15 protein-coding genes are annotated in these 14,186 nt (G+C 68.1%); 7 read left to right on the forward strand and 8 right to left on the reverse strand.

The genetic code is table 11. The features are described 5' to 3' along the window. Positions 1-1,311 (reverse strand): dicarboxylate/amino acid:cation symporter, encoded by a 1,311-nt coding sequence (locus tag ACZ5M6_RS15400; protein WP_464159058.1) that lies wholly within the window; start codon positions 1,309-1,311, stop codon positions 1-3. A 129-nt stretch (positions 1,312-1,440) separates the two neighbouring features. On the opposite strand from ACZ5M6_RS15400, the gene ACZ5M6_RS15405 reads away from it, so the two are divergent. The 5 genes from ACZ5M6_RS15405 to ACZ5M6_RS15425 all read left to right on the forward strand — a co-directional run bounded on the left by ACZ5M6_RS15405 (position 1,441) and on the right by ACZ5M6_RS15425 (position 4,412). Next, complete coding sequence (locus ACZ5M6_RS15405) at positions 1,441-1,662, forward strand: cysteine protease (RefSeq protein ID WP_191554434.1); 222 nt, start codon at positions 1,441-1,443, stop codon at positions 1,660-1,662. Positions 1,663-1,722: 60 nt separating this feature from the next. Beyond that, positions 1,723-2,388 carry a glutathione S-transferase family protein gene (locus ACZ5M6_RS15410; protein ID WP_464159059.1) on the forward strand — a complete coding sequence of 222 codons (666 nt, stop codon included), beginning with the start codon at positions 1,723-1,725 and terminating at the stop codon, positions 2,386-2,388. A 55-nt stretch (positions 2,389-2,443) separates the two neighbouring features. Then, positions 2,444-2,644 (forward strand): hypothetical protein, encoded by a 201-nt coding sequence (locus ACZ5M6_RS15415; RefSeq protein ID WP_152950872.1) that lies wholly within the window; start codon positions 2,444-2,446, stop codon positions 2,642-2,644. A gap of 145 nt (positions 2,645-2,789) precedes the next feature. Further along, on the forward strand, positions 2,790-3,263 hold the full coding sequence (greA, locus tag ACZ5M6_RS15420) for a transcription elongation factor GreA (RefSeq protein ID WP_333896529.1): 474 nt from the start codon (positions 2,790-2,792) through the stop codon (positions 3,261-3,263). A gap of 183 nt (positions 3,264-3,446) precedes the next feature. After that, positions 3,447-4,412: a mitochondrial fission ELM1 family protein gene (locus tag ACZ5M6_RS15425; RefSeq protein ID WP_464159060.1), complete on the forward strand. Its 966-nt coding sequence runs from the start codon at positions 3,447-3,449 to the stop codon at positions 4,410-4,412. 179 nt (positions 4,413-4,591) lie between these two features. Here ACZ5M6_RS15425 and ACZ5M6_RS15430 read toward each other — a convergent pair whose 3' ends face one another. Then, complete coding sequence (locus ACZ5M6_RS15430) at positions 4,592-4,876, reverse strand: glycine zipper domain-containing protein (protein WP_182713245.1); 285 nt, start codon at positions 4,874-4,876, stop codon at positions 4,592-4,594. Positions 4,877-4,944: 68 nt separating this feature from the next. Between ACZ5M6_RS15430 and trxB the strand changes: the two genes are divergently transcribed. Then, positions 4,945-5,952, forward strand: coding sequence for a thioredoxin-disulfide reductase (trxB, locus tag ACZ5M6_RS15435; RefSeq protein ID WP_464159061.1), 1,008 nt, complete (start codon positions 4,945-4,947; stop codon positions 5,950-5,952). Between the two features lie 18 nt (positions 5,953-5,970). Here trxB and ACZ5M6_RS15440 read toward each other — a convergent pair whose 3' ends face one another. From ACZ5M6_RS15440 to ACZ5M6_RS15455, 4 genes are all read right to left on the reverse strand, one after another. Beyond that, on the reverse strand, positions 5,971-6,378 hold the full coding sequence (locus ACZ5M6_RS15440) for a response regulator (RefSeq protein ID WP_054766540.1): 408 nt from the start codon (positions 6,376-6,378) through the stop codon (positions 5,971-5,973). Positions 6,379-6,436: 58 nt separating this feature from the next. Beyond that, positions 6,437-8,035: a sensor histidine kinase gene (locus tag ACZ5M6_RS15445; RefSeq protein WP_464159062.1), complete on the reverse strand. Its 1,599-nt coding sequence runs from the start codon at positions 8,033-8,035 to the stop codon at positions 6,437-6,439. Between the two features lie 85 nt (positions 8,036-8,120). Further along, positions 8,121-9,245, reverse strand: a complete 1,125-nt coding sequence (locus ACZ5M6_RS15450) for a cell wall hydrolase (protein WP_464159063.1) — start codon at positions 9,243-9,245, stop codon at positions 8,121-8,123. 65 nt (positions 9,246-9,310) lie between these two features. Further along, on the reverse strand, positions 9,311-9,790 hold the full coding sequence (locus tag ACZ5M6_RS15455; protein ID WP_054766541.1) for a Dps family protein: 480 nt from the start codon (positions 9,788-9,790) through the stop codon (positions 9,311-9,313). Between the two features lie 128 nt (positions 9,791-9,918). Here ACZ5M6_RS15455 and ACZ5M6_RS15460 point away from each other — a divergent pair, with 128 nt between their 5' ends. Continuing rightward, a complete protein-coding gene (locus ACZ5M6_RS15460; RefSeq protein WP_464159064.1) occupies positions 9,919-12,987 on the forward strand; it encodes a PAS domain S-box protein in 3,069 nt (1,022 codons plus the stop codon). A 62-nt stretch (positions 12,988-13,049) separates the two neighbouring features. Here ACZ5M6_RS15460 and ACZ5M6_RS15465 read toward each other — a convergent pair whose 3' ends face one another. Next, positions 13,050-13,406 carry a DUF6481 family protein gene (locus ACZ5M6_RS15465; protein WP_054766543.1) on the reverse strand — a complete coding sequence of 119 codons (357 nt, stop codon included), beginning with the start codon at positions 13,404-13,406 and terminating at the stop codon, positions 13,050-13,052. Between the two features lie 237 nt (positions 13,407-13,643). After that, entirely contained in the window at positions 13,644-13,829 is a 186-nt protein-coding gene (locus ACZ5M6_RS15470) for a hypothetical protein (RefSeq protein WP_182713242.1), read from the reverse strand. Positions 13,830-14,186: the final 357 nt, after the last annotated feature.

A 14,186-nucleotide genomic window follows, 5' to 3' on the forward strand; every position in this document is an offset into this window, starting at 1 on the left:
TCAGGACGCCGGGTCGGTCTCCGGCGCGGCGTCCTCCCCCGCCCCATCTTCGCCGGCCACGATCCGCGTCGCGGCCAGGTCGGCGGTAACGTTGCCGACGGTGCGGAAGATGTCGGGGATGACCTCGACCGCCAGCAGCAGGGGCAGGACGCCGAGCGGCAGGCCCATGGCCAGACAGATGGGGCCGATGGCGGCGAAGAAGCTGACCTGCCCCGGCAGGCCGACCGAGGCGATCGAGACGGCGATGGCCGTCAGTCCGCCGGCGACCAGGGCGGACAGGCTCAGATCCACCCCGTTCAGCTGGGCAACATAGAGGCAGACGGCCAGATTGGCGACCGGGCTGGTGATGCGGAACACCGCCACCGCCAGGGGCAGGACGAGGCCCGCCGAGGTCTGGGGCACGCCCAGCCAGTCGCGCGCCCGCTCGATCATCACCGGCAGGCTGGCCAGCGAAGACTGGGTCGAGACGGCCACCACCTGGGCCGGGGCCACGGCGCGGGCGAACCGGCCCAAGGACATCCGCCCCCATAAAGTCGCCACGACATAGAGGATCAGGATCAGGCCGATCTGGCTCAGGCAGACGACGGCGACATAGTGGGCCAGGGTGCCCGCCACCCCCAGCCCGGCCCGCAAGCCCACGCCGAGCGCCAGGGCGAAGACCCCGAAAGGCGCGGCCAGCAGCACCCAGTGGACGATCACCACCAGGGTCTCGGCCACCGCCTCGAAGAAGCCGGCCAGGGGGCGGCGCAGCTCGGGCTTGATCCGGGTCGCGGCGAAGCCGAAGGCCACGGCGAAGACCACGACCGCCAGAACCCCGTCGTCGGCCGCCGCCTTGATCAGATTGGCCGGCGCCAGACTGGCCAGAAAGGCGCGGAACCCGTCGGTCCGGGCCGCCTCGCCCACCGTCTGGGCCACATCGGACGACACTCCGGCCAGGAGGGCGCGGCCCGCCTCTGGGTCAATGGGCCACAGGGCCAACAGACCCAGGCCCGCCAGGATGGCGTAGACCGTCGCCCCGACCAGCAGGACGCCGAACACCGTCAGGGCCCGCGCCGCGATCCGCCCCGTCGCCGCCGCATCGGCGATGGAGACGATCCCCGTCACCAGAAGGCTGAAGACCAGGGGGATGACGGTCATTCGAAGGGCGTTCAGCCAGACCTGCCCCAGGCTCTCGATCACGCCCAACCCTCCGGTCAACAGGGGCGCGGCGGCGCCTTGGGCCAAGGCGCCGACGACCACCCCGGCGACGAGGGCGGCGATCACAGCGAAGCTGAGCGAGGTGAAGAAGGCGGCGAGTCGGGAAGAGCGCATACGCCACGGCTAGCACCGGTTTCGTCCGCGCGCGCGTCAAACCTTCTGTCGCCCCTTATCAGCCCATGTCGTCGCAGGTGGAAACGCCCCCGCCGCCGCGGCGTTGAGCCGGAAACAAAGGAGGCTTGCATGCCGCGTCTGAACTCCATCGTCCCCCTGGTCGGCAGCCTGCTGCTGTCGCGCGGCGGCCGTCGTCTGGCCGGACGCCACGCCGGCAAACTGGCTCTGGCCACACTGGCGCTGGAGGTCTGGCGCAACCGCCGTCAGAAGGCGGGTCAGACCCAGGATCAGACGACGTCCGAGCCGCGCCCCCGGCCTCGATCGCGATGGAGCGGCCGGTCCCCGCGATAGGTCTGGACTTCCCCGACGGTGAGGCGGAATAGTCCGTTCCGCCGCATCAGGAGCCGCCCGATGATCAAGGTCCACCATCTGAACGACAGCCGGTCCCAGCGCGTCCTTTGGCTGCTGGAGGAGCTGGGGCTGGATTATGAGGTCGTGCGCTACGAACGCGACGCCAAGACCCGGCTGGCCCCGCCTGAACTGATCGCCGTCCATCCGCTGGGCAAGTCCCCCGTCATCGAGGACGGGGCTATCAAGGTCGCCGAGACCGGCGCCGTCGTCGAATATCTGCTGGACGCCCACGGCCGGGGCCGGCTGCGCCCGCCTCCCGGCACGGAAGAGGCGCGGCGCTTCACCTATTGGCTTCACTATGCGGAAGGGTCGGCCATGCCGCCCCTGCTGCTGAAACTGGTGTTCGGCCTGCTGCCCAGCCGCGCCCCCGCCCTGCTCAAACCCCTCGTCAACGGAATCGCCGCCAAGGCCCAGAGCGGCTTCGTCGATCCGCAGCTTCGCACCCATATCGGCTTTTGGGAGGATGAACTGGGCCGGTCCGAATGGTTCGCCGGGGATCAGTTCACCGCCGCCGACATCATGATGAGTTTCCCGGTCGAGGCCGGGGCGGACCGGGCCTTCGACATAGCGACCAAGCCGCGCCTGGCCGCCTTCCTGCAACGCATCCACGCCCGTCCCGCCTATCAGCGGGCGCTGGAACGGGGCGGCCCCTACACCTATGCGTGATGGCGTCGCGGGGACGCGCCGCGCAACCCGACGGGGATGAAGGCGTTAACGTCTCATGCGCCTTCAAACCATTCAGATCGTGGCCGGACTCGTCGCGGCCGTCGCCTTCATCCTGGCCTTCATGGCGGCCGGCGCCGCGGTGGCGTCGAGCCTGTTCATGCTGATGGGCCTGGCCGCTGTCGCCTGGCTGGCCTACAGCCTCATCAAGAGCGTCACCCACCGCAGCGGCAAGACCAAACCCCCCGCCCGCGCCTGATCTCGATCGGGCGTGGAGGCGCGCCCTTGAATTGCGGCGCGATAAGCCCTATTGTCTATGCCCGGCCGCGCCCGCCCCGCGGCCTTTTGTCTGCCTATTTCGCGTCTTTCCAGTCTCCGGGCGAACCAGAAAAATCACGACACCAATGGAAAAAGTGCCGATGACGGGCGAGGGCTACCGTGTCCTCGACGATCAACTGAAGCAATTGAAGTCGGTCGAGCGGCCGGCCGTCATCGCGGCCATATCCGAGGCCCGCGAGCACGGCGACCTGTCCGAAAACGCCGAATACCACGCCGCCAAGGAGCGTCAGGGCTGGATCGAGGGCCAGATCGCCGAGATCGAGGACAAGATCAGCCGCGCCCAGGTCATCGACGTGTCGAAACTGTCGGGCAATCAGGTCAAGTTCGGCGCCACCGTCACCGTGGTCGACGAGGACACGGAAGAAGAGGCCCGCTATCAGATCGTCGGCGAACACGAGGCCGATGTGAAGAAGGGCAAGATCTCCATTGCCTCGCCGATCGCCCGCGCCATGATCTCCAAGGAGGTCGGCGACGTGGTCGAGGTCAACACCCCCGGCGGGGTCAAGGCCTATGAGATCCTCAAGGTCGAGTGGAAATAACCACAGATCGAATGACCTTCTCCCTCCCCGTTCCGGGGAGGGTCGTCGTGCAGCGACGGGGTGGGGGCGGCCCGGCGGGTCGCTCTTGCTCGATAGAAACGCTTTCTGTGGGGCGTCGCCCCGCCCTCCCCGCCCGGCCTCGCTTCGCTCGCTCCCCCTCCCCGAAACGGGGAGGCAAAACAGATGTCTGACCCCCTCTCCATCTGGGTTGTCTCGGACGGACGTGCGGGTATCGAGAACCAGGCCCTGGGCCTCGCCGAGGCCGTCCAGCGCCTGACCCCCGCCGAGATCACGGTCAAACAGATCCGCTGGCGGCCGCTGTTCGACCGCCTGCCGTCGGCGCTGAAGACCCCGGCCATGCTGGCGTCCGCCCCGCTCGCGGCGCCCTGGCCCGATCTCTGGATCGCCGCCGGTCGGGCGACCCTGCCCCTCTCGACCCGCATCAAGCGCTGGAGCGGCGGCAAGACCTTCGTGGTTCAGACCCAGGACCCGCGCTGGGCGAACGACCGCTACGACCTGATCGTCGCCCCGGCCCATGACGGCCTGTCGGGCGACAATGTCTTTGAAATCACCGGCTCCCCTCATCGCGTCACGCCGGAGCGGATCGCCCAGGCCGCCCCGGCCTTCGCCGACCGGATCGCCCCCCTGCCCCATCCCCGCGTCGCCGTCCTGATCGGCGGCCGGTCCAAGGCTTTCGACCTGACCCAGGCCCATGCGGCGGACCTGGCCGACCGGATCGCCGAGGCCGTTCACGCCTCAGGCGGTTCGCTGATGCTGACCTTCTCGCGCCGAACGCCAGAAGCGGCCAAGGCGGTGATGACCGAACGCCTGTCGGGCCTGCCCGGCTGGATCTGGGACGGGACCGGCGACAACCCCCTGTTCGGCTTCCTGCATTTCGCCGACCATGTGCTGGTCACGCAGGACAGCGCCAACATGGCCGCCGAGGCCGCCTCGACCGGCAAGCCGGTTCACATCCTGCCCATGGTCGCGCTGAAGCCCGCCGGCAAGTTCGCCCGCCTGCACGAGGATCTTCAATCCCAAGGCGCGACCCGTCCCTTCGACGGGGCGCTGGACCGCTGGACCTACGCCCCCCTGGCGGAAACCGACCGGGCGGCCCATGCCGTGCTGGAGGCGATGCGAGCGCGGTAAGCCGATCACGCCGCTCATCCCGGCTTTCGCCGACATGAGCGCAACAGGGAGGATAATCTTCTGCGTCCGATTCTGACGCAGCCGTGGTGCAAGCCACCCGCTGGCGTCAGGAGGCAACCTAAGAACCACTCGCAAAAATCTGCACGAAAGTGCACTAAAAAAAAAAATCGGAGTGGCCTTTAGTCGCCGCCCCCTCCGCCGCCACTGTCACAGCCGCCGTCCGCGCTGGAGTCGGCGCAGCCTGACGTGTCCGACGTCGGCGGGACGGCGCCGCCGTCCGAACCGTCGCCCTTCTTGGCCTTGGCGTTCGCCGCGCCCATCAAGGCCACGCCGAGGCCCGATCCGATGGCCGTGCCCAGGGCGAGCCCCAGGCCGACGTTGTCCATCGCCACGCCCAAGGCCACCCCGATCGACAGACCCATGCCGATCCCGATCGGCAGGAAGGCCGCCTTCTTGTTGCTCATCCCCGTCTCCTCCTCATCTGCGGCGAGACTAACATCGCGCAAACGGGAATCAGCCCCTAAATAGGCGCATGACCCAAGCTCGTACCGTCCGCGTCGCCATCATCGGTTCCGGCCCCGCCGGCTGGACCGCCGCCATCTACGCCGCCCGCGCCTCGCTGAACCCCGTCGTCATCGCCGGTCTCCAGCCCGGCGGCCAGCTGACCATCACCACCGACGTCGAGAACTATCCCGGCTTCGCCGAGACCATACAGGGCCCCTGGCTGATGGAGCAGATGCAGGCCCAGGCCCTGCACGTCGGCACGGAAGTCATTCACGACATCGTCGTCTCCGCCGATCTGTCGCAGCGCCCGTTCCGGCTGAAGCTGGACGGCGGCGAAGAAATCCTGGCCGAGACGGTCATCATCTCCACCGGCGCCCAGGCCAAGTGGCTGGGTCTGGAGTCCGAGGCCGCCTATCAGGGCTTCGGCGTCTCCGCCTGCGCCACCTGCGACGGCTTCTTCTATCGCGGCAAGCAGGTGGTCGTCGTAGGCGGCGGCAACACCGCCGTCGAAGAGGCGCTGTTCCTGACCAACTTCGCGTCCAAGGTCACGGTCGTCCACCGTCGCGACGAGTTCCGCGCCGAGAAGATCCTGCAAGACCGCCTGTTCGCCCACCCCAAGGTCGAGGTGATCTGGAACGTGGCGGTGGAAGAGATTCTGGGCGTGGTGGACGGCGTCGCCCGCAACGTCACCAGCGTTCGCTTGAAGAACGTTCAGGACGGTTCGACCCAGGAGATCCCCGCCGACGGCGTCTTCATCGCCATCGGCCACGCCCCGTCGTCGGAACTGTTCAAGGGTCAGCTCGAGACCAATTCGGGCGGCTATATCCGCGTCAAACCCGGCACGGCCCAGACCGCAATCGAGGGCGTGTGGGCGGCCGGCGACGTGACCGACGACGTCTATCGCCAGGCTGTGACTGCGGCGGGCATGGGCTGTATGGCCGCGCTCGAAGCCAGCCGTTTCCTGGCCGAGGAAGACCACGCCAAGGCCAACCATCCCATCAGCCATAAGGAAGCCGAGAAGATCGGCGTCTGGTGAACGTCCGGACGGGCGGAGTCAGGCGAACAGCTGCAGACCCGGCGGCGCATATTGGACCGGCTGGCCTGTGCGGCGGCGCAGGGCGTAATCGACCGCCGTCTGCACCGCCTGTTCATCGGTCGGCTTGGACAGGACGCCAATGGCGCCCGCGACGCCGTCGCGCACCATGCCCGGATTGGCGGTCATGAACAGGACGGTCACGCCCATCTCCTGGCCCAGCTCGCGCCCCAGGCTTATGCCCGTGGGGCCGTCGGACAGGTGGATGTCGACCAGGGCCAGATCGACCTCATTTTCACGCGCCAGATTCTGGGCCGACTTCGACGTCGACGCCACCCCCACGACCTTATGGCCCAGGTCTTCCAGGACGAAACGCAGCTCCATAGCGACGAGCGCTTCGTCTTCAATGATCAGGATGCGGGCGGTCATGGGCGGCGGTTTTATGTTCTGTGGCGGACACAACGCGGGGGCAGGCGATCGGTTTCCGTCAGAGTGGCTGAAGGCGGTCCTTTTCCGCCGCCCTGCGGCGCGAGAGCGCCGTAGCGGGCAAATCCACAACAATCCTTAAACCGTCGGCCGCCCATTCGCGGTGCAGCCGCCCGCCGAGTTGGCCCTCCACCGACAGACTGGCCAGAGAGGAGCCGAACCCCTGGCGCTCGGGCGGCCCTTCGATCGCCGGGCCGCCGATCTCGGTCCAGGTCAGGATGAACCGGTCGTCGTCGCGGCGCGTGGCCAGCTCCACCCGACCCGCCGTCGCCGCCAGGGCGCCGTACTTGGCCGCATTGGTGGCCAGTTCGTGGAACAGCAGGGCGACGGAGGTCGCCGCCTGGTCGTCGAACACGGCGTCGTCGCCGCTGATGTGAACGCGCGGAGCGCCCGTGTCATCGCTGTACGCCCTGAACAGATCCGCCAGGAAGGTGTGCAGGGTGGTGGCCCCAACCGTCGGCTGAGACGCCTCCGTGTGCGGTCGGACGAACTCATGGGCGCGGGCCAGGGCGGCGATACGGGTCCGCAGAGACGAAGCAAAGGCCCGGGCCTCAGGATACTGACGGGCCGACAGGGCCACCAGCGCCGTGACCACGGCGAAGATGTTCTTGATCCGGTGGCTCAGCTCCTGGCTGACCAGTTCGCGACCCTGCTCCAGCCGCTTCAGCTCGTCGATGTCGGTGCAGGTGCCGAACCAGCGGGTGATCTCGCCGTCGTCGTTTCGGATCGCCACCGCCCGCCCCAGGGTCCAGCGATAGACGCCCGAATGGTGCTTCAGCCGATATTCGATCTCATAGGGTTCGCCCGTCTCCAGCGACCGGCTCCAGCGGGCCCAGGCCCGCTGCTGATCGTCAGGATGGAACATGTCGTTCCAGCCTTCCCCGTCCGTCGATCCGGCTGGCACGCCGGTGAACTCGTACCAGCGTGCATTGTAGTAGTCGTGGAAGCCGTCGGGGCGCGTCGACCAGACCATCTGGGGCATGGCGTCGGCCAGCACCCGGAATTGGGCCTCGCTGGCCCTCAGCCGGGCGGCGACGTCGTCGGACGCCTCCAAGGCCCGTTCAAGCGCGTCCCGGCCCTCGTCTCTCTGACGCAGGGCGCGGCGCAGTTCCATCTGCGACATCACCTGACCGGCCAGGGTCTTGAGCGCCGTCTCCTGAAGCTCAGTCAGACCTTCCGGTCGGGGCTGGGTGTCCAGAACGCACAGGGTGCCCAAGGGCAGACCTTCAGGCGTCTTCAGCAACCGCCCCGCATAGAAGCGCAGCCCCGGCTCCTGATGAACCAGAGGATTGCCGTCGAACCGGGCGTCCTTCGTCGCATCCGGCACCACCAGCCCGTCCTCATTCAACAGGGCGTGGGCGCAGAAGGAGGTCGCCAGCGGCGTCTCGCGCACGCCCAGCCCGACCTCGGCCTTGAACCACTGCCGTCCAGAGTCGATCAGATTGACGACCGCGATCGGGGCCTCGCAGATGCGGGCGATCAAGGCCACCACGTCGTCGAACGCGGCCTCGCGCGCCGTATCCAGAATGCCGTAGTCTCTCAGGGCCGCCAGACGCTCGGACTCATCCCACCGCGCAGCTTCAGCAATGGGGTCGGTCAAACAGGCGTCCTTTCGAGGCCGTGGGCGGGATCAGCAGCTTCAATGCTCGACCCCGCCCAAGCGTTGCATTAGAGCGTTTCACAGCTCACTTGGCGGGTCGTCCGACCTCTTCCACCGCCATCACGGCGACGCCTGCCGGAGCGGGCTCCGGCTCCGGCTTGGCCTCCAGGGCCTGAAGCCGCGCATTGATGGCGGCGACCTCTTCCTGGGTGGGCAGACGACGCCCGCCCAGGCTGACCACGCCCACCACCCTTTGACGTCCATCGACCTCGACGGTCTTAAGCGGGGCCGCCTGCCCTGCCTCGGCGGGGACCGCGTCCGGGTCGGGGCCTCCGGTCCCCTGGCCGGGTTGGACGCCGGGCCGGGGGCGAGCGAACCGCGCCTCGTCGATCAGCGGCTCCCGCCCCTTGTAAAGGGCGCGGAAGGCGGCGGTTTCGCCGTAAAGCCCTTTCCAGCGATAGAAGACGTGCGTCCCGATCTTGTTGACGCGCGAGACGGTCGGCGCCCACCAGGGATCCACATAGTCGGCGTGATAGTGGGTGGCGGTCCCCACCGTCTGGGCCACATAGCCGTTCAGGGCCTTTTCGGCCGCCTTGCGCGCCCGCTCCCACGCCCAGGGAACCGGCGCCTGAGAGAGGGCGCCGTCGCAGGTGAAGCTGAACTGGCACCCGGTCGTCCGCTCGGCGCCTTCAAACACAACGCCGCACACCGTGTCGGCGTAGTTGGGATCGCGCACGCGGTTCAGCACCACCTGAGCCACCGCCGCCTGGCCCTCGTCGGGCTCCAGCGCCGCCTCATAATAGACCGCCTGGGTCAGGCACCGCAGGGCGCGACGGCGATCCTCGGCCCCGCCCTTGAAGACGAAGGGCCGCGCCGGACGCAGGGCTCCGGCCGTCGCCAGGGTCGCACCTGGGGTGAAGGCCGCCGGGGTCAGGGCCGGATCGTGCCGCTGCGCCAGCGCCAGCTGCGAGGCGCTCAGCCGTCCCTCAAGAGCGGCCAGGCCGTGGGGCCCCAGATCGCCCTGGGTGATCCGCGCCACGGCCTCCGCCGTCCGATCCGCATCCGGCCGCACGGCCGAGCCGGCCGACAGGGCGACGCCCAGCACGGCGGCGGCGGCGGGCAAGGCCGCAGCCGAGCGCTTCACCGCCGCCCAAATCCGGATCCAATGGGTGAGGACCATTCTGTTCCACAGCAGGCGCGACCGGGTCATGGACGCAGGAGACCCGGACCGTGCCCGCATTTCGGGGCCGTTTTCAGGCGGACCGCCGATCCGCCTTATCGACCGCCCAGGCTGGCCCGCAACATCCAGGCGAACTTCTCGTGCGCCGCCAGACGCTGGGTCAGCAGATCCACGGTCACGTCGTCGCCGTCGCCGTCCGCCACGTCCAGGGCGGAGCGCATGGTGGCGATCAGGGTCTCATGATCGCGCATCAGCTCGCGCAGCATGTCGGGCGCGTCCTTTTCCGGCTCGCCGTCGCGAATACTGGTCAGGTTGGCGAAGGCGCCGTAGCCCTGCGGCGCCAACTCGCCCAGGGCGCGGATACGTTCGGCGATGTCGTCCAGGGCCGCCCACTGGTCGCGATACTGCTGCTCCAGCATATTGTGCAGCGAGAAGAATTCAGGCCCCCGCACGTTCCAATGATAGCCGTGGGTCTTCAGATAGACGGCGTAGGCGTCCGCCAGAACCCGGGTCAGCTGCTCAACCACGTCGCCGCGCTCGCTCTGGGACAGTCCGGTGTCAATGGTTGCGGTCATAATACGCTCCGTGGGTGTGAGTTCGTCGCCGGCAATCTAGACGGAATCCGGCAGGCAGGAACGCAAAACCGCAACAAGCGTTGCATCACATAACGTCGCATCGAACGACGTGAGGGGACGGGCACAATATGACGCCAGGCGCGGTCTTTCGCCGATTTCTGAACGCCGAAGCCGGTCTCCTCGTTCTCGCCCGTCTGAAGTCCGGTCCCACCTGGCGGAGAATTCTGGTCGGCTTGGCCGGCGCCGGCGCAGGACTGGCGGTGCGGGCGGCCACCGCCGGCTTTTACGGCGGGATCACCGGCTTCATGATCCTACTGCCGGGCGTCATTCTGGCGGCCTTGGCCGGCGGACGTCTGGCGGGTCTGACGGCGGTTGCGGGGTCTCTGCTGGGCGGCTGGGCGCTGGTCGCCTTGAACCCCGGCCCGACGACCCCGCATCTGGGCGTGGTCGCCACCTCCAACTTCGTCTTGGTGGGCCTGTTCTGCACCTGGCTGGGCGCCTCCTTGCGCCAGACCCTGATCCGGCTGGATTCCGTCGTCTCGGCCCTGTCCCTGTCCAACGCGCGGTTTGACGAGACCGGCGCCTTTCTGGGCTATGCCGGGATCAACCTGAACGTGGACGGGGCGCGCGAACCGCTGGAGAAGGCCGCCCGCGCCGAGCGCCGCCAGCATTTCCTTCTGAACCTCAGCGACCGCCTGCGCGACCTGTCCGACCCGGAGCGGATGATGGCCGAGGTCGAGGCGTCCCTGGGCGGCCTGCTGAGCGCGAACCGCGTCGGCTACGGCGAGGTGGACGAGACGGGCGAAGTCGTCTCCTTGAGCCGCGACTGGATTCAGGGCGTCGCCAGCGTTCACGGGCGCGCGCCGAGCGTCTTCAATCCCGCCCTCGTCGCCGACCTGTTGGACGGTCGGACCATCCGCATCGACGACGTCCGCGACGACCCCCGGTCGGCCCCCATCGCCGGCGCCTTCGCCGAGATCCAGACCCGCGCCGTGATCCGAGCGCCGCTGATCCGCAACGGCCGATTGCGCGCCTTCCTCTATGTCCACGCCGCCGCCCCCCGACGCTGGACTGACGCGGAGGTCCAGCTGGTCGAGGAGGTCGCCGCCCGCACCTGGGTCGAGATCGAACGCGCCCGCGCCGAGACCGAGACCCGCGAGAGCGAACAGCGCTTCCGCGCCATCGCCGACACCGCGCCGGTCCTGATCTGGGTCACGCGCCAGGATCGCCGCCGCGCCTTCATCAACCAGGCCTATGCGGACTTCTTCGGCGCGGACTATGAGACGGCCCTTGCGGCGGACTGGCGCGCCCGACTGCACCCGGACGACCAGGACCGCATCCTTCGAGAGTCCCTGGCCGGAGAGGCGACGAGAGAACCGTTTTCTCTAGAGGCACGATATCGGCGTCATGACGGCGAGTGGCGCTGGCTGAAGTCCTTCTCTCGTCCGCGCATGGCCGGAAGCGAGTTGATCGGCTTCGTCGGCGTCGCCTTCGACGTCACCGACATGCGCGAAGCCCAAGCCCGCCTGACCGAATCCGAAAGCCGCTTCCGCACCGTCGCGGACAGCGCTCCGGCCATGATCTGGATGACGGATGCGACGCCCCGGATCGTCTTCGCCAACAAGCGCTATCGTCTGTTCTGCGACATCCGCTCGCAGCGCCAACTGCTGGACGGCTGGCGCAGGCTGATGCATCCGGACGATGAGACGGTGTTCGACGCCGCCTTCCTGCGGGCCTTCCAGGCGCGGGATCGGTTCGAGGCGCTCAGCCGGGCCAATCATCCGACCCTGGGGCTGCGCTGGCTCCGGACCGAGGGCGTGCCCCGCTTCGATGCGGCCGGCGCCTTCCAGGGTTATGTGGGCGCCACCATCGACGTCACCGACGCCAAACGCGCCGAGGACGACCTGAAGCACATCAATGAGCTGCTGGAGGAACGGGTCGCGGAGGCCCTGACCGAAAAGGCCGCCGCAGAGGCCCATCTGATGCACGCCCAGCGGATGGAGGCGGTCGGCCGCCTCACCGGCGGTGTCGCCCACGATTTCAACAATCTGCTGACGGTGGTGATCGGGGCGCTGGACATCATCCTGCGCTCCGACGACGCCGCAAAACGCAAGAAGCTGGGCGAGGCCGCCCTGGCCGCCGCCCGTCGGGGAGAGAGCCTGACCCACCAGCTTCTGGCCTTCTCGCGCCGTCAGGCCCTGCGTCCCGAGGCGGTCGATCTGAACGGCCTGATCCGCGAGGGCGAGCCCTTGCTGCGCCGGGCCGTCGGCGAGGCCGTGGACTTCAAGATCCGGCTGAAGCGCGGCGGCGTTCGCGTCAACGTCGATCCCGCTCAGTTCGAGGCCGCCCTGCTGAACCTGGTCGTCAACGCCCGCGACGCCCTGGGCGACGTGACCGGGCGCGACGCCGCATCAGCCGATGCGGCCAGCAAGGCCGACGGCTCGCCTCGATCGGGTCGAGACGGCCCCGTCCGCGCCGGCGCCCGCATCACGATCCAAACCCAGGCCTGTTCCGTAGCGGCGGGGCAGATCCCGGAACTGGCGGCGGGCGACTATGTCTGCGTCGCCGTGTCCGACAACGGATCGGGCATGTCGGCCGATGTCATCGACCGCGTCTTCGAACCCTTCTTCACCACCAAGCCAATCGGCAAGGGCACGGGCCTGGGCCTCAGCCAGGTCTATGGCTTCGCGCGACAGTCGGGCGGCGGGGTCCACATCGCTTCCAGCCCCGGCCGCGGCTCGGAGATTCGCCTCTATCTGCCGCCGCTGATCGCGGACAAGGCCGCCCCGTCGCCCGAACCGGCCGACGTCGACGCCGCCCTGCCGAACGGCCACCGCCTGCTGCTGGTGGAGGACGACGCGGATGTCGCGGCCATCGCCCTGGATCAGTTGGAAAGCTTCGGCCTGGACGTCGAATGGGTCGAGAACGGCCCCGAGGCGCTGAAGGCCCTGGAACGGGCGCGCTTCGACGTCATGTTGACCGATGTGGTCATGCCGGGCGGCATGAGCGGCGTCGATCTGGCGCGTCAGGCCGCGCGTGACTGGCCCCAGATGCGGATCGTCCTGACCTCGGGTTATGTGGGCGACGATGTGGACCAGGTTCTGGCCGACACGCCCTGGCCCTTCCTGCGCAAACCCTATTCGCCCGAGCAATTGCGCGCCGTTCTTTCGACGGCGGGGCCGCGGCCAAACCATTAGATCCAAGAAAAACGCGCCGCAGAGGCTGCGGCGCGTTTTTCTTCGTCAGTTCCAAGGCCGCCTCAGCGGCGCGCCTTGCGGGCGGCGTAGCGCGCGTCGCGCCTGGCCTTCTGCTCTTCCTTGGTCAGTTGCTTGCGCGCCTTGCGGTCGGCCCGCTTCTCGGCCTCGATCGCTTCCTGAGCGGCCATTTCGGCGGCCAGGCGCGCAGCCTCCTTCTCGGCCTTCTCGCGGCGCTGTTCCGCCTTGGCCAGTTCGTGCTGCTGGCGCAGGGCTTCCTTTTCGGCGGCGCGCTTCTCAGCCAGGCGCTCGAATTCGGGATCGGGGGCGGCGGGCTTGGGCTTGAACTTTGCGAGCAGAGCCTTCTTGGCTTCCTGCTGGGCGGTCAGGCGGTCGGTAAATCCGGTCTTCAAATCTTTCATGCGAAAGCGTCAGGGTTCCTTGTGATCGGCCAGCGGCCATCGGGGGTCGGGCGGCGGAGAACGGGCGCGTCCCGAAGCGGGGCGCACAAAGCCTATGCAGGGGCCAAAAGCAAGGTTCGCCGCCACGAAATCGGCCGCGTGCACGAAATGGCGCGCTTGAGGCGCCCTTACCTGCTCCAGTGATGCAGATAGGTCGCGCCCGCCCCTTTGCAAGGGGCAGGCGCAAGGGCGGGTTCGTCAGTTGGGCTTCTGCGCCTGGCCGACGACGGTTCCGGCCGCTCCACCGACGGCGGCGCCCACGGGTCCGCCCACCACAGCCCCCGCCACGGCGCCGCTCGCGGCCTTTTGCTCGATAGTGGTCCCGCAGGCCGTCAGCGCCAGGGCGCCGGCGGCGATGCAGGTCGTGATGATCATGCGCGACATGGCGTCTCTCCAAAAGGTGACGCTTGAACGCCGCGCCGCGCTTGAGGTTCCCAGAGAGATCCAGAACTGGCGAATACGGAAAACGGACCAACGGACAACACAATCCGCGCGCCATTCAGCAGATATGGGGAAATGTGACAATCTACAGCCGAGACGCCGTGCAACCCTATACAGTATTCGCTCTATCCACTGTCGCAATCTGGCCCATATTGTCATGCCGTCGGGGCAACATCGTAAAAATACCTAATCCTTTCGTCGCCTTAACCAGCCGCTTGCGAATCAGCCACATTCAGGTCACAAACTTCGCTATATAGGGCCGTCCTCGACGCACGGGCTGTATGTGCCGCGCGCCGAATG

This window comes from Brevundimonas sp. Br13 (assembly GCF_055391505.1).

What these genes read in the sequence shown, in the direction of transcription:
- ACZ5M6_RS15400 (WP_464159058.1), bottom strand. Translation starts at nt 1,311, where the DNA reads ATGCGCTCTTCCCGACTCGCCGCCTTCTTCACCTCGCTCAGCTTCGCT.
- ACZ5M6_RS15405 (WP_191554434.1), top strand. Translation starts at nt 1,441, where the DNA reads ATGCCGCGTCTGAACTCCATCGTCCCCCTGGTCGGCAGCCTGCTGCTG.
- ACZ5M6_RS15410 (WP_464159059.1), top strand. Translation starts at nt 1,723, where the DNA reads ATGATCAAGGTCCACCATCTGAACGACAGCCGGTCCCAGCGCGTCCTT.
- ACZ5M6_RS15415 (WP_152950872.1), top strand. Translation starts at nt 2,444, where the DNA reads ATGCGCCTTCAAACCATTCAGATCGTGGCCGGACTCGTCGCGGCCGTC.
- greA (WP_333896529.1), top strand. Translation starts at nt 2,790, where the DNA reads ATGGAAAAAGTGCCGATGACGGGCGAGGGCTACCGTGTCCTCGACGAT.
- ACZ5M6_RS15425 (WP_464159060.1), top strand. Translation starts at nt 3,447, where the DNA reads ATGTCTGACCCCCTCTCCATCTGGGTTGTCTCGGACGGACGTGCGGGT.
- ACZ5M6_RS15430 (WP_182713245.1), bottom strand. Translation starts at nt 4,876, where the DNA reads ATGAGCAACAAGAAGGCGGCCTTCCTGCCGATCGGGATCGGCATGGGT.
- trxB (WP_464159061.1), top strand. Translation starts at nt 4,945, where the DNA reads ATGACCCAAGCTCGTACCGTCCGCGTCGCCATCATCGGTTCCGGCCCC.
- ACZ5M6_RS15440 (WP_054766540.1), bottom strand. Translation starts at nt 6,378, where the DNA reads ATGACCGCCCGCATCCTGATCATTGAAGACGAAGCGCTCGTCGCTATG.
- ACZ5M6_RS15450 (WP_464159063.1), bottom strand. Translation starts at nt 9,245, where the DNA reads ATGACCCGGTCGCGCCTGCTGTGGAACAGAATGGTCCTCACCCATTGG.
- ACZ5M6_RS15455 (WP_054766541.1), bottom strand. Translation starts at nt 9,790, where the DNA reads ATGACCGCAACCATTGACACCGGACTGTCCCAGAGCGAGCGCGGCGAC.
- ACZ5M6_RS15460 (WP_464159064.1), top strand. Translation starts at nt 9,919, where the DNA reads ATGACGCCAGGCGCGGTCTTTCGCCGATTTCTGAACGCCGAAGCCGGT.
- ACZ5M6_RS15465 (WP_054766543.1), bottom strand. Translation starts at nt 13,406, where the DNA reads ATGAAAGATTTGAAGACCGGATTTACCGACCGCCTGACCGCCCAGCAG.
- ACZ5M6_RS15470 (WP_182713242.1), bottom strand. Translation starts at nt 13,829, where the DNA reads ATGTCGCGCATGATCATCACGACCTGCATCGCCGCCGGCGCCCTGGCG.